The organism is Streptomyces sp. NPDC007164 (assembly GCF_040634135.1).
GTDB classification, from domain to species: Bacteria; Actinomycetota; Actinomycetes; order Streptomycetales; family Streptomycetaceae; genus Streptomyces; species Streptomyces sanglieri.
The window spans coordinates 1-18,423 of sequence record NZ_JBEYFB010000033.1; the positions used below are offsets into that span (position 1 = coordinate 1).

12 protein-coding genes and 1 pseudogene are annotated in these 18,423 nt (G+C 72.6%); 3 read left to right on the plus strand and 10 right to left on the minus strand.

The genetic code is table 11. The features are described 5' to 3' along the window. Nucleotides 1-222, plus strand: a pseudogene (locus ABZ622_RS30550) (ATP-binding protein); the annotation flags it as partial. 73 nt (nucleotides 223-295) lie between these two features. Here the strand turns inward: ABZ622_RS30550 and ABZ622_RS30555 are convergent. The 9 genes from ABZ622_RS30555 to ABZ622_RS30595 form a co-directional block, all read right to left on the minus strand. Then, complete coding sequence (locus tag ABZ622_RS30555) at nucleotides 296-499, minus strand: acyl-CoA carboxylase subunit epsilon (RefSeq protein WP_360548661.1); 204 nt, start codon at nucleotides 497-499, stop codon at nucleotides 296-298. Between the two features lie 66 nt (nucleotides 500-565). Further along, nucleotides 566-2,149 (minus strand): acyl-CoA carboxylase subunit beta, encoded by a 1,584-nt coding sequence (locus ABZ622_RS30560; RefSeq protein WP_360548663.1) that lies wholly within the window; start codon nucleotides 2,147-2,149, stop codon nucleotides 566-568. A gap of 153 nt (nucleotides 2,150-2,302) precedes the next feature. Then, complete coding sequence (locus tag ABZ622_RS30565; protein WP_360548665.1) at nucleotides 2,303-3,538, minus strand: carbohydrate ABC transporter substrate-binding protein; 1,236 nt, start codon at nucleotides 3,536-3,538, stop codon at nucleotides 2,303-2,305. Further along, nucleotides 3,535-4,542, minus strand: coding sequence for a hypothetical protein (locus ABZ622_RS30570; RefSeq protein ID WP_360548667.1), 1,008 nt, complete (start codon nucleotides 4,540-4,542; stop codon nucleotides 3,535-3,537). The genes ABZ622_RS30565 and ABZ622_RS30570 overlap by 4 nt, the downstream gene beginning before the upstream one ends. After that, the gene (locus tag ABZ622_RS30575) at nucleotides 4,539-5,948 is read right to left on the minus strand and encodes a hypothetical protein (protein ID WP_360548669.1); all 1,410 of its coding nucleotides are present in this window, start codon (nucleotides 5,946-5,948) and stop codon (nucleotides 4,539-4,541) included. Before ABZ622_RS30575 ends, ABZ622_RS30570 begins: the two co-directional genes overlap by 4 nt. After that, nucleotides 5,948-8,296 (minus strand): tetratricopeptide repeat protein, encoded by a 2,349-nt coding sequence (locus ABZ622_RS30580; protein ID WP_360548671.1) that lies wholly within the window; start codon nucleotides 8,294-8,296, stop codon nucleotides 5,948-5,950. Before ABZ622_RS30580 ends, ABZ622_RS30575 begins: the two co-directional genes overlap by 1 nt. Next, complete coding sequence (locus ABZ622_RS30585) at nucleotides 8,293-9,675, minus strand: serine protease (RefSeq protein ID WP_360548673.1); 1,383 nt, start codon at nucleotides 9,673-9,675, stop codon at nucleotides 8,293-8,295. The genes ABZ622_RS30580 and ABZ622_RS30585 overlap by 4 nt, the downstream gene beginning before the upstream one ends. Before the next feature lie 157 nt (nucleotides 9,676-9,832). Further along, on the minus strand, nucleotides 9,833-13,705 hold the full coding sequence (locus tag ABZ622_RS30590) for an endo-alpha-N-acetylgalactosaminidase family protein (RefSeq protein WP_360548675.1): 3,873 nt from the start codon (nucleotides 13,703-13,705) through the stop codon (nucleotides 9,833-9,835). Nucleotides 13,706-13,829: 124 nt separating this feature from the next. Continuing rightward, a complete protein-coding gene (locus tag ABZ622_RS30595) occupies nucleotides 13,830-14,867 on the minus strand; it encodes a helix-turn-helix domain-containing protein (protein ID WP_360548677.1) in 1,038 nt (345 codons plus the stop codon). 159 nt (nucleotides 14,868-15,026) lie between these two features. On the opposite strand from ABZ622_RS30595, the gene ABZ622_RS30600 reads away from it, so the two are divergent. Together ABZ622_RS30600 and ABZ622_RS30605 are read left to right on the plus strand one after the other, a co-directional pair. Then, a complete protein-coding gene (locus ABZ622_RS30600) occupies nucleotides 15,027-15,863 on the plus strand; it encodes a serine protease (protein ID WP_360548679.1) in 837 nt (278 codons plus the stop codon). Nucleotides 15,864-15,964: 101 nt separating this feature from the next. Further along, nucleotides 15,965-16,936, plus strand: a complete 972-nt coding sequence (locus tag ABZ622_RS30605) for a helix-turn-helix domain-containing protein (protein WP_360548681.1) — start codon at nucleotides 15,965-15,967, stop codon at nucleotides 16,934-16,936. Nucleotides 16,937-17,024: 88 nt separating this feature from the next. Here the strand turns inward: ABZ622_RS30605 and ABZ622_RS30610 are convergent, their stop codons facing one another. After that, on the minus strand, nucleotides 17,025-18,398 hold the full coding sequence (locus ABZ622_RS30610; protein ID WP_360548683.1) for a deoxyribodipyrimidine photo-lyase: 1,374 nt from the start codon (nucleotides 18,396-18,398) through the stop codon (nucleotides 17,025-17,027). Nucleotides 18,399-18,423: the final 25 nt, after the last annotated feature.

Sequence of the window (18,423 nt, forward strand, 5' to 3'; positions counted from 1 at the left end):
TGCTTCCCCGCCGTCGACTACTTCGAGAACAGCGGCCTGCCGTTCGTCATCGCCCTCAACGGCTTCGACGGACACCAGCCCTACACCCCCGACGAGGTCCGCGAGGCCCTCCAGATCGGCCCGGACACGCCGATCCTGACGACGGACGCGCGGCACCGCGCGGACGCCAAGAGCGCGCTGATCACGCTCGTCGAGCACGCCCTCATGGCGCGTCTGCGGTAGGGCCCCCGGGCCGGACATACGGAAAGGGCCCCGCACTCCCGAAGGAGTGCGGGGCCCTTTCGCGCGTGGTCCGTCAGCCCTGCCAGGAGTGCGGGGCCCGGAAGCCCGGCGTGCGCTCCAGGCGGCGCCAGCCGGCGGTGTCGCGGCCCCGGTGGGCGGGGGGTGCGGCGGGCTGGGCCGCGGCGCGGGCGAGCAGGACCGCGGTTATCGCGGCCAGCTCCTCGGGGTCGGCAAGGCCCTTCTCGACGCGCAACACGGACTCGGCAGCAGTGCTCATGGGTTGTTTCTCCGTCTTCTCGGCAGGTCTTCGCGGGCTCGGCAGGGGTGCTGCGCGGGGTGCGGACTACTGCGGGGGGTTGCCGTGCTTGCGGGACGGCAGGTCAGCGTGCTTGGAACGGAGCATGGCGAGCGAGGCGATCAGCACCTCGCGGGTCTCGGCGGGGTCGATGACGTCGTCGACCAGGCCGCGCTCGGCTGCGTAGTACGGATGCATCAGTTCCGCCTTGTACTCCTTGACCATGCGCTTGCGCATGGCTTCCGGGTCCTCGGCGTCGGCGATCTGCCGACGGAAGATGACGTTGGCGGCGCCCTCGGCGCCCATCACCGCGATCTCATTGGTCGGCCAGGCGTACGTCAGATCCGCACCGATGGACTGGCTGTCCATCACGATGTACGCACCGCCGTAGGCCTTGCGCAGGATCAGCGAGATCCTCGGCACCGTGGCGTTGCAGTACGCGTAGAGCAGCTTCGCACCGTGCCGAATGATTCCACCGTGCTCCTGATCGACCCCGGGCAGAAAGCCGGGTACGTCCAAAAGAGTGATGATGGGGATGTTGAATGCATCACACATCTGGACGAAGCGGGCCGCCTTCTCGGAGGCTTCGATGTCCAGGACGCCGGCGAGGGTCTGCGGCTGGTTGGCGACGATGCCGACGACCTGGCCGTCCATCCGGGCCAGGGCGCAGACGATGTTGCGGGCCCAGCGCTCGTGGATCTCCAGGTAGTCGCCGTCGTCGACGAGCTCCTCGATGACCTTGTGCATGTCGTACGGGCGGTTGCCGTCGGCCGGGACCAGGTCCAGCAGGACGTCGCCGCGCCGGTCGGCGGGGTCGTCGCTCTCGGCGGTGGGCGGGTTCTCGCGGTTGTTGGAGGGCAGCATCCCGATCAGGTAGCGGACCTCGGCGATGCAGGTCTCCTCGTCGTCGTACGCGAAGTGCGCGACGCCCGAGGTCTCGGCGTGCACGTCCGCGCCGCCGAGTCCGTTCTGGGTGATCTCCTCGCCGGTGACCGCCTTCACGACGTCCGGTCCGGTGATGAACATCTGCGAGGTCTCGCGGACCATGAAGACGAAGTCGGTCAGCGCGGGGCTGTAGGCCGCGCCGCCCGCGCACGGGCCGAGCATCACGCTGATCTGCGGGATCACGCCCGAGGCCCGGGTGTTGCGCTGGAAGATCCCGCCGTATCCGGCGAGCGCGGAGACGCCCTCCTGGATACGGGCGCCGGCGCCGTCGTTCAGGGAGACCAGCGGCGCACCGGCCGAGATGGCCATGTCCATGATCTTGTGGATCTTCGTGGCGTGGGCCTCGCCCAGCGCACCGCCGAAGATCCGGAAGTCGTGCGCGTACACGAAGACCGTGCGGCCGTCGACCGTGCCCCAGCCGGTGATGACACCGTCGGTGTACGGCTTCTTCTCCTCCAGGCCGAACCCCGTCGCCCGGTGCCGGCGCAGCTGCTCGACCTCCTTGAACGAACCCTCGTCCAGCAGCAGCGCGATGCGCTCACGCGCCGTCAGCTTGCCCTTGGCGTGCTGCGCCTCGGTCGCCCGGTCACTCGGTCCGCGACGGGCCTGCTCGCGCAGTGCCAGCAGTTCGGCCACCCGGCCACGGGTGTCGCTCGGCTCGCCCGGGGTTTCGTCCACAACGGTCATGTACCGACCCTACGAAGCCGGGCAAGTAAACCCTGCCGTCGACTCCGTACAGTCTCCTGACCGGTTTCCTGGCGGAGCCCGACAGAATCCGGAGCGCATGCAGGCGAAGTACCAGCCGGTACCGGGCAGTCTTTGTGCGAGTCCGACAAAGGCTCACTGTGGTCTGCTGCACACCCCGGTCAGCCTCGGGGTGTAGGCCGGTTGGGCGTCCTGGACCCGCTGGACATCGTTCAGCCGGTCCCGCACCGGGGCCCCGGGGTGGGCCATGGTCAGCAGCACCGCCTCGTAGAAGGCGTCCCGCACGGCGGCGGGCATCACGTCCGAGGCGTCCAGACAGAGCGGCACCCGCTGGTCGGTGAGGCGGTCGCTGATCTGCTTCTCGACCGTACCCTTCCGGGCCGGCACCTCGGAGTCCGGCGAGAATACCCCGGCCCTGCGGCCCCACTCCTCCTGGGCCGGGCGCGAGGTGAGCCGGGTGAGCAGGTCGCGGGCCTGTGCGGAGCCGCTGAAGAGCGCGGCGAAGTCGGCGGACACCTCGCGGCCCTTGATCGTCGGGCCGGAGGGCAGCAGCCGGGCGGAGTCCGTGAAGGCTGCCCGTCCGCTGCGCTCACCGTAGAAGGAGCGGGCGAAGGAGCCCTGGTGCTCCAGGTCGCAGCCGCCGTCGAAGAGCAGTCCGTGGCCGCCCGGCCGGCCCCGGTGGTCGCGGCGCATCGACCGGCCGTCGGCGTCGGGGTCCTGGGCCAGCAGTCCGGCCCACAGGCTCCAGGCGTTGACCACCGGGTCGTCCGTCCACTTCAGGGCCCCGGTCGCCCATCGCTCGTACAGCACCGGGCCCGCCGTCTGCAGGATCAGGTCCTCGATCCAGTCGCTGCCCGGCCAGCCCGAGGCGCCGTCGTCGCCCATGCCGATGCACCAGGAGGCCAGCGGGGCGGGGTGGGCGGGCGGCGGGCGGTCCTTGCGGTACCAGACGATGCTCTTGAGGTCGGTCTTGAGCGGCACCCAGAGGTCGGCCTCTATGCCCCTGGCCTCCGGCTGCCAGGGCCTGCCGTACTTCGCGGCGGCGCCCTTCGCGCCCAGCGGGTGCAGTCGCCGCTCCGCGGCGTACTCGACGAGGTCCCCGACGCCCGGCAGGATCGCGATGTCGGGCGGGTTGCCCGCCTGCACCGCGGCGAGCAGGACCTCCCGGCTGGCGGCGGTGCCCTGGTAGGTGTACGGGGTGCCCAGGGTGTCCAGGACCGCCTTGAACTGCTTCTCCTGGTCGTCGGTCCACGGCCCGAGGATCGTCACCCTCGGCTGTTCGTCGCCGCCGCCGGGTGCGGCGAGCCCGCAGCCCGCCGCGGCCAGCGCCAGACACAGCAGCAGCAGAACGGCTCGGGCGGACGCCCTCATCCGGTCCTCCAGTAGTCGGCGTTCAGGTGCCGGCCAATGCCGACGGCGGGCAGCAGCACGACCAGGGCGGCGGCCGCGAGCGCCCCGTAGTACATGCCGCTCTGCCAGCCCCGGGCGGCCAGCCCGGCGCGCACCCGGGTACCCATGTCGGTGACGGCCTGCTGGGATCCGGCGAGATCGGTGTGGTGCCCGGCCTGCTGTTCGATCCGGACCAGTCCGTCGCGGGCCGCGCCCAGCCGGTCCTGGGTCTCGCTCGTCGCGATCAGCGGGCCCGTCGCCAGGAAGACGACGGCCAGCAGCGAGATCAGCAGGCAGAGGTCGAGGCTGTGTCCGCAGCGGGTGCGCAGCACCCACAGCGCGGAGAGGGTGATCAGGACCATGGCCAGCAGGCCGAGTTCGGCGACCGCCCAGCCGGACCACTGCACGGGGCTCATCGTGCTGAGGGTGTCGACCCTGGCCATCTGGTGCCCCTGGAGGACATCCAGCCGCGGCACCACCCCGGTGCCCTCGCGGGTGAGCAGGGTCCCGGCCTCCGCGAACTTCTCCCGCTGCATCAGCGGGTCCGTCACGTACTTCACCGCGCCGGGGGTGATGGAGCTGCTGTACGAGGTGAGCACCCCGTTCACCGTTTCGAGCACCCCGCGGCCGCGGTCCCCGTCGATCTGTACGTCGGAGAGCCGGGACAGGCCCTGGTCGGCGGCGGCGAGCTGGTTCTCGTACTGCGCGCCGGCGCCGACCACATCGGCGATGCCGCTGTCCACGGACGCCCCGGCCTCCTTGTGGGCGCGCAGCAGGGCGAGCTGGGTGGCGGCCACGCCCTGCACGGCCGGGGCACCGCGGGTGCGCATCTCGCCCGCCGAGATCTGGACCTCGCGGTACGAGACGAGCAGGGCGCTCATCGAGACCAGGGCGGCCACCAGCATCGCGGCCAGATGGCGCTCCAGCAGTCTTCGGGTCCGGGAGCGGTAGGTGTTCCTGTCCGATCGGGCCGGTCCGGGGCTCACAGCCGCCTCCCGCAGTCGATGCAGAATCCGGCCGCGGGCCCGGCCGGGTGGTCGCAGTCCGGGCAGCGGATCCCCGGGCCGGACACCGGGGGTCCGGGCAGTTCCACCGGGTGCCCGGAGGTGATGTTCAGCAGCCCCAGGCGGACGGTGCCCGGGTCGACGGCCGGCCCGATCCTGACCCGTCCCTGCGGGCCGTCCACGATCCGGGCGACCTTGCGGACCTCGTCCAGAACCCAGTCGGCGGCGATCTCGGTGGCGAGCCGGACGGCGACTCCGAGCTGTGCCTCGGCCCGCTCGTGGCTGTCCAGATCGAGGGCGGTGTACCCGTGGTTGAGGGCGGTCCGCATCTGGGTGGAGACGTTCATGGTGTGGATGTCGCGGCCCACCGCGCCGGAGATGCGCGCGGTGTCCGCGGCGGTGCCCGCCGGCAGCCAGCGGACCACGACCGGTTCGACGGCGCCGCCGACGGCGACCTCGGCGAGCTGGAGGGGCACGCCCAGCGGGTCGTTGCCCGCGTCGGCCCGCAGGGTCAGGAGGTAGTCGCGGGACTCCGGCTGCCACTGGTGGGTGCGGAACTCCAGCCGGTGCGGATCGCCTTGGACCCGGTCCGGCTCCAGCCGCTGCTGGTGCGGCGCGGTCTCGGTCAGCGTCACTTCCCGTACCACCGGGCGCACCGTCACCTCGATGGGGAGTTCGGGGCTGCGGACCCTGCGGAGCCGGGCCAGGGCGGTGGCCATGGCGGGGGCGAAGTCGTCGGGCGAGGAGGCTGCGGTGCCGTGCAGCCGTTTCGCGACGGCGAGCAGCGGGACCGGATCCCAGCCCGCTCCGGGTGCGATGACGTCGGCGGTGAACGTGCCCTCGCTGCGGGCGAGTTCGAGGCTCAGGGCGCTGTCCGGGCGGGCCGCGTCGTCGCCGTCGCCCCGGCTGCCGCCGTCGGTGACGAGGATCAGGTGCCGTACGGGCAGGGCGCGTTCGGCGAAGAGTTCGCGCGCTGCGGCCAGCCAGGTGGTGTATCCGGCCGGGGCCCGCCCCTCGCCGGACGCGGCGATCCGGCCGACGCTGAACGCGGCCCGGCTCCGGTCGTCGGGGCCGGCCAGCGCCCACCGGCCGCGCAGCGGGTAGCACTGCTCCCCGCCGCCGCCCAGCACGGTGTACGAGAGCCCGTCGGGCAGTGCGCCCACCGTCTCGGTCAGCGCGGCGACGGCCGCGTCACGGCGTTCGGCGGTCACGTCCACCGCGACGACCAGCGCGATGTCGACGGCGGGCACCCGGTCGCGGGGCCCGGCGGCGACCGCCCGGACCCGCACATGGGCGTCGATCCGGGCGTCCTGGTCCGGCCGCTGCTTCCTCGCGACCTGGACGGTGAGGCCGATCCCGAGTCCGGGCGTCGCGGCGGTGCGGCCCATCAGCTGCCTCCGGGGGTACGGCGTCGGGGCGGGAACCAGAAGCGGGTCTGCGGGCGGACCGCGTGCGAGAGGTCGATGAGCTTCTCGTGGTCGGCGGTGTCCCGGCACTGCCGGGCCATCCAGCGGTAGCAGCGCGCCAGTTCCTCCCGTACGGCCCGCTCCCCGGGCACCGGTGCCGGTGGCAGACCGCGCCGCCACCAGCGGTCGTCGGGGGGTGCTTCGCCGGCCGCGGCCCGGACCGCGTCGAGCTTCCATTCGTACAGTTCGGTGCGGAGCAGCCGGGCCGATTCGTCGCCCGTGACCGCGGACGCCGGATGCCGTCCGGGTCCGCCCTCGCGCAGCGGCACCGCGGCGAGCACGGCGTCGATCCGCCGCGTCCCGGGCAGCAGCGACCGCCCGCCCGCCGCGAGCCGGGCCGCCCGGATGCGCAGCGCGGCGATCCGGGCGACGGCGTGGTCCCGCGACTCGTCGGGCACCAGGTCCAGGACCTCGGCCGCGGTGTCCCGGTCGCCGCGTCCCAGGGCCAGCCTGGCCAGGCCCAGCGCGGCGCCGACGTGGGAGGGGTTGCGGGCGTGCACGGCCCGGAAGAGTTCGTACGCCGACGGGATCGGACCGGCCGGGCGGTCCGGGCCCAGCTGCTCCGCGACATAGGCCAGGGCCAGCTTCGCGGCGTACTCGCCGGGCAGCGCGCGGTGCACGGCGGCGAAGTGCTCCAGGGCGGCCTCCAGCAGCTGCCGCCGGTCGTCCAGGACCTCCGCGCTGCGCAGCGCGACGAGCCCCCGGTGCCAGCTGAGCCGCCACTGCCGCACCGGGCCGGGGCCGGGGATGGCGTTCGCCGCCTCCACCTGTTCGCGCGCCCGCGCCAGCGCCTCGCCGCCCTCCTGGCCGAGCAGCAGCCGGGCGTTGTGCAGGCAGATCTCCACCGACCGTTCCCCCGCGGCGGGCTGGGCCAGCAGCCGGCCGGGGTCGTAGCTGCTCACCAGGAAGCGGGCGGCCTCCGGGTCTCCCGGGTAGGGCCGGGGCGCCGGCAGCCGCCGGGCGATCTCGGTGGGGGTGGGGAGCCCGGTGTCCAGGGCGGGTGCCCCGGGTGTCCGGTCGCGGCGGTGCGGGGTGCGGTCCAGCCAGTGCGCGTAGTCGGGTACGGAGCCCAGCCGCCCGCCGAGCAGTTCGGTGGACGGGGTGAAGTAGGCGGAGGGTTCGGTGCGGTCCCGTTTGCCGCGCAGCGCCCGGATCTCCCGCAGCACTCCGCGGAGCTGGCCCGCCATCTCCTCGGCGTCGGCGAACCTGCGTTCCGGGTCCTGGTCCGTCGCCCGCTCCACCACCAGCCGGAAGGAGCTGGTGCCGAGGCCGGGCACGTCGTCGCCGACCGCCCAGCCCGCCAGTTCGGCCAGGGTCGCGCCGACCGTGTGGATGTCGTGGGCGACGGTCAGCGGGCTGCCGCTGACCATCTCGGGCGCGGCGTACCTGGGGGTGATGACGGGCGGCGGTTCGGTGAGTCCCTGTTTGCGGACGCCGCCGAGGTCGATGACCTTCACACCGTCGTGCTGGTGGACGACGTTGGAGGGTTTCATGTCCCCGTACAGGAATCCCATTCCGTGCAGATGGGCGAGGGCTTCGAGGATCTGGCAGCCGTAGGTGATGACGTGCTCGATGTCGAGGACGAAGTTGCCCTGCCGGGTCGCCTCGACGACGGCGGACAGGGTCCGGTCGCCGACGTCCTGCATGACGATGTAGCCGCCGGAGACCGTGCCGTCCGCGCCGGCGGTGCTGACGAAGTCCCGGATCTGGACGATGCGTTCGTGGCGGATGGCGACGAGGCTGCGGCGCTCCTCGGCGGCCTGGACGGCGCCGCGTTCCGCGTACCGGTTCAGCATTCCCTTCACGGCGACGAGGTCTTCCAGGTGGGTGTCGAGGGCGAGGTAGACCCAGCCCTGGCCGCCGTGGGCGATGGGCCCGAGGATCTGGTACTGGTCCTGGAGCAGCGGCCCTTCCCGGTCGAGTTCGGGGCGGTAGGAGTACGGGGCGCCGCATCGGGGGCAGTGGCCCTCCTCGGGCGGCGGGGCGGCGGTGTACGGGGCGACGAAGTACGTGGTGCAGGACTTGGACGAGCAACTCATCCGGACGTGTGCCCGGGTCACGGCGGCGCCCAGCCGCTGTTCCGGGGTGCTCGGGCTGAGCAGGGGCAGTTCCAGCAGCCCTCCGGGTCCGCACCTGTCCGGGGCGGTGGGCAGCGGCGGGAGTCCCGGGCCGTCCTCGGAGCGGCCGCAGGTGTCGCAGTAGCCGGTGGACCGCACGGTGCCGTCGCAGGGGGATCCGGTGAACCGGCGGTGCGGGCAGGGGATCCTCATCGGCGGCCGGTCCGGTTCTGCTCGTCGCGCGGTCCGGGTACGTCCGCCCGGCCGTGCCGTTCCAGCTCCGCCCGGAGTTCACTCAGCAGGGCGCGCAGGGCGTTGAGCCGGTCGCGCGGGTCCGCCACGGTGCGCAGTTGCGCCAGCCGCCGCCAGTGGCGGGATGTCCCGGTGCGCGGCATGGGCCCCAGGGAGCCCGATTCCACCAGGCCGCTCAGTCCGGCCCATTCCCTCTCGATGTCCTCGACGCGGCCGACCAGTTCGGCGGCCCTCTCGTCGAGGGCCGGTAGGAGCAACTGCCGTGCCACCTCCGTCACTTCGTCTCCGCCGCTGTCCCGCACGACGACGAGCAGCCGGAAGCCGAGCGTCCGCACCCGGGCGAGCAGGGGCACCAGCCGGTGCGGCTGCCGGTCCTCGTCGAGGCCGATCACGGCGAGGGTGGGCCCGGCACCGCCGGCCGCGCCGCCCGTCGGCCGTTCGGGCGGAGTGCCGCCCGTGAGCAGCCAGTCGCGGTAGGCCTGGGCCTGGTGGCGGGGCGGGCGCAGCCGGGTCACCAGTTCGGCGACGAAGTCCTCGGGGGTGGTTCGTCCGCCCCGGTAGACGAGGTGCGCGCGGTGCAGATGGTGTCCGAGGGTGCGGTCGCGGCCACCGCCGTGCGGTACGACGCTGAAGCGCACCGCGGGTTCGTCGCCTCCGGCGAACCATCGCCGGAGGCGCCGGTCCAGCCCCTGGTCCCAGCCGTCCGGCCCGCTCAACTCGGCGACCAGTGGGACGAGTTCGGCGATCCGGTCGACCGGGATCATGTAGGAGAACGCCAGGTCGTTGTCGGTGGGCAGCGCCAGATCCCGGTCGCCGCGCCAGCTGACCACCATCCCGACGACCCGCTCGGGCGATCCGGCCGCCTCGCCGCGCACCTGCACGGCGGCCCCGCTGAACCCCGGTTTCACCACCTGCTCGTTGCGTCCGGCGTCGAGCTGGATCCAGGCGCCGTGCACCCCGCTGATCCGCCCGGTCAGCCACATCCCGTCGGCGAAGGACCGCGCGTACCCGCCGATCCACACCTCACGGCCGCGCTCCAGACTCCGGTCGAGCGTCGCGGGGGTGGCGTGCGGGCGCGGGCTGTCCAGGGCGAGTACGGCGATGTCCTCGCGGGTGGCGCCGAGACCGGGCAGCCAGCCGCCCTCGGCCACCCGTGCTCCGACCGGGGCGATGGCGGGGTTCTCGGCGAACTCCACCCAGATCCTGGCGTCCTCCTCCCCCACCACGTGCGCGCAGGTGAGTGCCCGGTCCCGGGTGAGCAGCACACCGGCGCCGCAGACCGGCCCGGTCGCGTCGCCCCGCCGTAATCGGATTCGCCAGTCCGCCCTCAACTCCCCCATGCTGCACGAGAATACGCGCGTTGCGGGGGCGGATCCCAGTCCTCGGACACACTCCGGTCACTCAATGTCCATCCGGCATCACGGAGCGGGGGCGCTGCCGCACGCGCGACGCGGGACGGGCCGGCCCCCAGCCGCGCCCGTCCCGCGTCGCGTCGTGTCAGCCGCCGCAGTGGAAGCGGGCGTCACCCCAGTCCGCGTGGTCGTTGCCGTTGCCGTCGCCACCGTCGCCGACGACCAGCTCGACGTACTTGGCTCCGGTGACGTCCGCGGTCAGCGACCAGGCGCTGTCAGCCGCCTTCAGCACGGGCGACTTCACCTTCTCGGCGCCGTCGGCGGTGACGGAGAACTGCACGCTGCCGGCGCTCTTCTGCACATCGTCCACGCCGACCTGGGCGGTGAACGAGGTGCACTGCCCGCCCAGGTAGTAGCGGACCTTCGCCGGTGCGTGGCTGCCGAGGCCCTTGGTGTAGACGGTGGAGCCGATGGTCAGCGGGGAACCGTCGCCGGTGCCGGTCTCACCGTTGGAGAGGTCCTTCTCCACCGGGCCCCAGCCGTTCTCGGAGGCCGTCCAGTCCAGGTCGGACGCCCAGCTGTCGGTGGTGGGCGGCGGCGGCAGGGTCCGTACGGAGGTCTGCGCGCCGAGCGTGCGCCGTGCGCCGCCGACCGTGTACTTCGCCTCGGAACTCAGGCCGTACGTCTGGTACTTGGCGTCCACCGGCGGGGTGACCTGCCAGCTTCCGGTGACCTCGGTGCCCGCCGGGACCGAGTCGAAGGAGACGGCGCCGGTGGGCTGCGACTGCCAGCCCTCGGGGACGGTGAGGCTCAGTGCGACACCGGTCGCCGCCGTCGCCTCGTAGTTGGTGAACGAGACCTCGACGGTGTTGGCGGTGCCCGGTTCCAGGGTCTCGGCGGCCGGCTCGACGCCGAGGGTGCCGCAGGCGGCCTGCTCGGAGTCGGGGGCCGGGCCGAGGTCGGTCACGGTGAAGGAGTCGAGCACGAAGTCGGCGCCGTCGGGGGCGTCGGCGCGCTTGCGCAGCCCGGTCCAGGTGTCGCCGCAGCCCGCGGTGACGGTCTCCGCGAAGTGGCCGGTGGTGCGCTGCTGTCCGATGGCGGTGGTCCGGGTCTCGACCGAGTCGGGCTTGCCGTCGGCGGTGATCCGGTCGTAGCCGTCGACCCACTCGTAGGCGCCCGCGTGGCTGGACTGGTAGTCGTACTCGACCTTGTAGCGGTGCCCGTCGGTCATCGGTACGGTCCACGGGGCGGTGCGGTAGACGAGTCCGGAGTTCTCCTCGTGGGACTTGAGGGACTCCTTGCCGCCGATCACGTCGTCGATCAGCTTTCCGTTCCACCCGGCCTGGGTGTACGGGGCGTGCAGCTGGGAGATGACGGTGCGGGGGTCGGTGGAGCCGCCCGCGTCGCCCTTGAGGAAGGGGCCCCAGCCCTGGTCGACGGCCTCGAAGTCCTCGTAGGAGACGGTGTTCGCCCTGGTCTTCGGGGCATTGGCGACGATGCGTACGTCGTCGGCCCGGACGTTCGCGGTGCTGCCCCCGGCCGCCTCGATGCGCAGGGTGGTGCGGCCGTTCGCGGGGGCGGTGAAGTTCACCCCGGCCCGCTGGAAGTACGTGCCGTGCCGCTCGGAGGCGGCGACCTGGTCCTTGGCGGTGGAGCGGTCCACCGCCACGGACTTCCCGCCGGTCGAGAGCGTGGTGTGCCGGGTCTTTCCGGGCTGGACCTCGATGAGCGCGGACGCGGTGTAGCGCTGTCCGGGCCGCAGTCCGTCGATGCGCTGCGAGAGCGCCGCCGTGCCGCTGCCAGAGAGCCGGGCGCCGTTGAGGCCGTTGGCGTCGGTCTCGCGGGTGACGGTGCCGGTCTTCGACCAGGCGGTCAGCCCCTTGTCGTTGAAGCCCGGGTCGTCGACCGGGGTGCCCTCGCCCCACTTGGGGTCGGCGGCCTTCGGGGCCTGCCGCGGGTAGAGGACGTACGGGGTGCCGGCCTTCGCGGTCAGCGTGATCTTCCCGTCGGCCGGCTTGACCGTGCCGGCCTTGACCCGTCCGTTGTCGGTGAGCTCGTAGACGGTGTACGCGCCCTTCGAGGGCACCGCCCAGCTGCTCGTACCGCCGGACTTGCTGTAGTGGTACAGCTTCTTCCCGCCTTCCCACGGCAGCAGGTAGTCGGTGCCGCTGAGGACCTTGCGGCCGTGGTCGTAGAACGTCCGTCTGCCGTCCTCGACCGCGCCCCGGACACCGCCACTGAAGGTGATGTCGTTGCCGTCCCAGCGGGTGATCTGCTGGTGCTGGAGGTACTTGGCGGGCAGGTTGCGCTGCCAGATGTTGTCGGTGAAGGCGTTCCAGTCGGTCTCGCCGGTCCAGCCCTCGAACTCCTCGATGGCCGTCTGCCCGAGGACCGGGTCGTTGTTCCAGACGTCCTTCTCGCCGTTGCGGATGAACCGGATGATCTTCGAGTTGAGGCCCTTGTTGGTGGCGCCGCCGTAGTCGAGGTCATTGGCCCAGTGCGACCAGAGCGAGCCGCGCTCGAACTTGTCGGCCCACTCGGTGGCCACGTTCCAGCCCTGCTTCTGCACGGACCGCAGGGTCTTGTCCGCGATCCAGCCGTGCGTGTAGTAGACGTCGATGTAGAGCAGGCTGAGATTGGGGTCCGTCTCGTCGCGCAGCTGCTGGAAGCGCTTGGCCAGATCACCGCTGTTGATGTCGCGGCGCTGGTCGATGTAGTAGCTCTGGCCCAGCCAGTTCCAGCCCGGCCTGGTCTTGTCGACGAGCTTCTCGTCGAAGGCCTTGGCCTCCGGGTACGCCTCGGTGGCGTTGACGTGGACGCCGAAGGTGGCGCCCCACTTCTTGCCGTCCTTCAGGAGCTCGTTGAGTTCCTTCAGCCCGCCGGCCCGCTTGTTGTAGTCGCCGCCGTAGTCGGGGTGGGCGGAGTCGTGGCCCTCGGAGGCGTACCCCTTGAGGAGCGCCATCTGCCCGAGGCCGTCGGTGGCCAGGGAGATCCGTTTGACGTCGTCGAGGGTGCGCAGGAAGGGGTGGGTGGCCTGGCTGGCGAAGTTGAACGGGATGTGGGTGACGACCCGGTCCGGGGTGTCCTTGCTGCCGGGCGCCTCGGCCCCGATGGAGCGGAACGCGACGGCGCCGTCCTGCCAGTCGACCGACTTGTCGCCGTTGGCGTCCGGGGTGACGACGACCTTCGCCCAGGGGAGGTCGTTCCCGCTCTCCGGCTTCGGTGCCCCGTCGCCCCGGTAGGTCCACTGGCCGGACCAGACGCCGACCCGGACGCTGCCGTCGTCGTCCTTGCGGGCCTGGTGCCAGAACCGGGCGTCGTCGCCGCCGGTGGCGCCGGACGGCTTGTCGTACGAGGAGTTGGACTCCACGGCCGCGGCGAGCGAAACGGTGTTCACGATCGCGTACGAGGCACCGACCGGCGCCTTGTCGGCGGCGGTGTCCGCGGTGACCTTCGCGAAGACGTCGGCGGTCTTCGTCGAGTCGTTGTCCAGCCGGGTGAAGGCGGTGGCCCCGCCGGTGTCCGCGGAGCCGACGGAGACCAGGTCGTGGCCGGGGATGTCGATGGTGCCGACGCGGAACGCCTCGGTGTCGCGGACCGCCGTCACCTTGAAGGTGGTGGCGCGTCCGGAGACGGAGAGCGAGGCGTCGATCTCGATGCCGGGCAGGTCGGTGAAGGTCAGCGTGTAGCGGGCGGCCGAGGCGGTGACCACCGGGGTGCCCTTGAGCTTCACCGGGTGCGCGGTGCCGTTGAGGGTCACGGCGGTGACCGGCCGGGTGCTGCCGAACAGCCGGCTGCCGGTGGCCCGGTCGGTGTACGCGAGGACGCGCGGGAAGTCGTCGGCGACGGCGACCGAGAGCTGCGCGGACCCGATGACGGTGGCGCCCGCGGGTACGGACGGCCCGACCGCGGCGGGTGTGGGTGCGGCGGCGGTGGCGGGGAGCGCGGTCCCCACCAGTGCCAGGACGGCGGCTGAGGCGGCGGCGACAGCGCCCGCCGAAGTGAATCTTCGCGACATGTGCTCTGAGTAGTCCCCGTGACCGGACACCGTCAACGACCTGCGACGACTCGGGGTGCTCCAGTCCAACAACCGCTTCGCGTAAGTCCAAGTGGATGGTGGGTGTCCTGCCGGGTACGCGTTTTCAGCTGCGGCGGCCGTCGGCGCTGCCCGGCCCTTCGGGCTCCGCCGGTTCGGCGTTCCTGCCTTCCACCCCGGTCAGGGCGGCCGCGAGGGACCGGAACGCGGTGCGGTAGATCCGCGGACTGGTGCCCGTGTGGTGCTGGAACTGGTGGCGCAGGTTGGCGGGGGTGCCCAGCCCGGTCCGCGCGGCGATCCGCTCGACCGGCTCGTCCCCGCGCTCCAGCAGGCGCTGCGCCGCCTGGACGCGGGCGCGCAGCAGGTACTGGAGCGGGGAGAGCCCGGTCTCGGCCCGGAAGCGCCGGTTCAGGCCGCGGACGGTGAGCCCCGCGTGGCCGGCGATGTCGCTCAGCGTCAGGGGTTGGCCGAGGTGGGCGTCCATCCACCGGAGTGTGGGCCCGAGGGAGTGCGGGCCGGCCCGGTGCCGGGATGCGACGGCCGGGGCCTCCTCGGCACCGGCGGGTGCGTGGAGCTGCATGAAGACCTGCCGCTCCGTCTCGATGGCGACCGGTGTGCCGTGGTCCAGGGTGATCAGGTGCAGGCAGAGATCGAGGCCGCCGAGCACCCCTGCCGCGCTGTGGAACGGGTCCGCGTCCACGACGGCCCCCTCGGGATCGACCTCGACCAGGGGATGGCGCCGCGCCAGCTCCGCCGCGTACTGTCGCCCGGTTGCCGCTCCGCGTCCGTCCAGGAGCCCGGTGGCGGCGAGGGTGAACGTCCCAGTACCGATCGCGCCGATGCGGCTGCCCCGGTCCGCGGCGGCCCTCAGCGCGTCCGCGACCGCGGGTTCCGGCTCGTCGCGGAACCCGGCGTGTCCGGGCAGCAGTACGGTGTCGGCGCCCGCCAGCCCGTCCAGGCCCCAGGGCGTGTCGATGCCGAAGGGCGCCGGGGAGCCGGTACCGCGGAAGCCGGGAGCGGTGCAGTACCGCAGCTCGTACGCGACCTGCGGGTGGTGCCGGGCGGCGGTGCCGAAGCACATTCCGGGCCCGGTGAGTTCATGGCCCGGCACCCCGTCGAGCGCGAGGACGGCGATCACTGACATGTCCAGAATTTAGCCGAGGGTGACATCAGGACCGCTTTTTCCGGGCGGGGCCGTTCCGGAGGATGGATGGTGCGCGGCGCCGGAAGCGAGAGAACTCCCGGACGCCGGTTTCGCACCTCCATCACGCGCACGACGCGCATCGGAACGAAGGAATCACCCGTGTTCACACGCAGTTCGTCGTCCCCCGGCCCGTCCCGGCCCCGCAAGTCCCGCTCCCGCCGTGCGGGACGGTTCGCCGCCGTCGCCCTGGCCGCGACGGCCTGCGTCACGGCCATGTCCGGCAGCGCCAACGCCATCGTCAACGGGCAGGAGGCCACGGAGCGTTACCCGTTCATGGCCACGCTGCCGCAGGGGGCCGGCGAGGTGCACGCCCAGTGCGGCGCATCGCTGATCACCTCGCGCTGGCTGGTGACGGCGGCCCACTGCGTCAACCCGGAGGCGCTGGACGGCATCGTCCGCATCGGGTCCGCCGACCGCGAGTCCGGCGGCACTGTGCGCAACATCAAACGGACCGTCACCCATCCCGCCTACGACATCGAGTCCGAGCCCAGCACGAACGACATCGCGCTCGTCGAGCTGGACCGCCCGGTCAAGGAGAAGCCCATCCGCATCGCCAAGAAGGTGGGCAGTCCCGGCACCCCGACGCGCCTGCTCGGCTTCGGCACCGTCCTGGACACCGACCACCTCCCCGACGCGGTGTTCCCGGACCGGCTCCAGCAGCTGGACACCCGCATCGGCGCCGTGAACGAGTGCTCACCCGGCCGCGCCGACAAGACCCGGATCTGCACGATCAGCAAAACACCGGGCGCCATGGCCTGCTTCGGCGACTCCGGCGGCCCGCAGATCCAGCGCGGCCGGGACGGACGCTGGGAGCTGGCCGGCGCCACGTCGGGCGACGGCGACACCGACCCGACCTGCGGCACCGGCCCCGGGATGTACACCAACGTTCCCGCGTACTCGAAGTGGATCAACAAGACCATCCACACGCACCGCTGACGCGCCACGTACCCGGGCGGGCGGAGGTTCCTCCGGCCGCCCGGGTACGCCCCGACCGTCCCGGCCCCGTCCTGATGTCACTCTCGGATAGATTCTGAAGCATGTCCGTAATCGCCGTTCTGGTGCCCGACAGGCTCCCCGGACACCAGCTCACCACCCCCGGGCTGGTCTTCGGGACAGCGACGGCCCGCCATCCCGGCGCCGACTACGAGGTACGCCTCTGTGCCGCCCCCGGCCTCACCACCACGGGCGCACCCGCCCCGCTCCGGATCTCCGTCCCGTGGGGGCTCGACGGCCTCGCCGACGCGGACGTCGTCCTGATCCCCGGCCAGGACGACGAGGGCCCCCGCGACGAGCCCGCGGCCCCGGTGCTCGCGGCGCTCCGGTCGGCGGCGACCCGTGGCTGCCGGATCGGCGCGATCGGCACCGGGGTCTTCACCCTCGCGGCCACCGGGCACCTCGACGCCCGCCGCGCCACGACCGGCTGGCGCCACACCGAGGAGCTGGCCCGCCGCCACCCCCGTATCGAGGTCGACCCGATCGGCACGGTCGTGACCGACGGCCGGTTCCTCACCTCGGCCGGGGTCTTCGGCAGCATGGACGTCTGCCTGCGCCTGCTGGCCCAGGACCACGGTGAGCGGGTGGCCGGTGAGACATCCAGGGAACTCCTCACCCCGCTCCTGTCCCACGGCGACCGCGTCCAGGAGACCATCGACCGCGAACTCGCGGAGAGCGCGGGTATCGAACCGACGCTGCGCTGGCTGGAGGCCCGGCTGCACCTCCCCCTGACCCCGGCCGACATCGCCGCACACGCGGGTATCAGCGTCAGCAGCCTCAACCGCCGCTTTCACGCACAGACCGGCGCCACTCCGGCCCAGTACCTGCTGCGGCGGAGGCTGGAGCGGGCCCGCGAACTGCTGGAGGACACCGACGAGGGAGTGGAGCAGGTGGCGGCCCGCTGCGGCTTCACCTCGGCGGCCGGCCTGCGCCACCACTTCTCCCGGCTGACGGGCACCACACCACGCGCCTACCGCACCCGCCACAGGGCGGCCTCCCCGCCGTCCCCGGGCTGATCCGCGACAACTGGGGCCTTCCCGGCGACTGTGGGGCCGATCGCCGGGAGGGCCCCGGAACTCGTTGTCCGGCGACGCCCCCGGCGGCTCAGTCCCGGCCGCGGGCGTGCTTGAACCGTGCCAGGCCGTCCACGAGACCGATCAGCGGCTCCGGGTAGTCCAGTTGCGCCCGTTCGCGATCGGGCAGCCGCCACGGTTCATGGATGCGGTTGCTCGCCACGTCTCGCAGTTCCGGCACCCATCGGCGTACGTACGCTCCTTGCGGGTCGAAGCGTTTGCCCTGGACGACCGGGTTGAGCACCCGGTTGGGACGGGTGTCGGTGCCGGTTCCGGCGACCCACTGCCAGTTGAGCTGGTTGTTGACGATGTCGCCGTCCACGAGAAGGCCGAGGAAGTGCCGGGCGCCGATCCGCCAGTCCACGTAGAGGGTCTTGGCCAGGAAGCTTGCCGCCAGCAGACGTGCCCGGTTGTGCATCCAGCCCTCGTACCGGAGTTGGCGCATCGCCGCGTCGACGACCGGATACCCGGTGCGGCCCTCGCGCCAGGCGGCGATGTCCTCGGCCGCCTCGTCCTCGGTCCGCCACCGGTCGTGCCGCGTGCGGTAGTCCTGGACGGACGCCGCCGGGCGTGCCGCCAGTACCTGATGGTGGAAGTCGCGCCAGCACAACTGGCGCACGAACGCGTCGGCCCCCGGCCCGCCGTGCGTGCGGGCCCGCTGGACGAGTTCCACCGGCGAGAGGGCCCCGAAGTGCAGGTACGGTGACAGCCGCGAGGTCGCGTCGCCCGCCAGGTCGTCGTGGCGGTCCTCGTACCCGGACAGATCCTTGCGCGCCCAGCGGGCGAACCGTTCACGCCCCCGCGTCTCCCCTCCGGCCGGAAGACCGGGAGAGACGCCCGACAGCCCGTCACGGGACGGCAGCGGCTCGCCGCGCACCGCGTCGGGGACGCGCACGGTGCGTGGCGCCGGGCAGGGATTCCTCAGCCGCTCCTGCGACCAGCGGCGGAAGTAGGGGGTGAACACGGCGTAGTGGTCGGATCCGGCCGGAGTGACCGTCCCCGCGCCGACGGCGGTGACCACGCCGTCGTGCACGCGCAGCGCCACGTCGTGACCGCCGAGGGCGTCACGCAGCCGCTCCTCCCGGCGCTGGGCGAATCCGGTGACGCCGGCGGACATGTGCACCTCGGAGGCGTGGCACTCCGCGACGAGCGCGTGGACCTCCCGGACGACCGGCCCCGTGCGCACCACCAGCCGGCCGCCGCGTCGGCGCAGCGAGGCGTCGAGGTCGGTCAGGCACTCCGCGAGGAAGGCGCTGCGGTTCGGCGCGTCGAAGCCGGCCGCGTGGACACCCGGATCGTGTACGAACAGCGGCACCACCTCGTCCGCCGCCGCCAGCGCGGCGCGCAGTGGCGGGTGGTCGTGCAGCCGCAGATCCGAGGTGAACAGGACGACCGCGACGGTCATGGCGTCACTCCTGGTGTCATGAGGT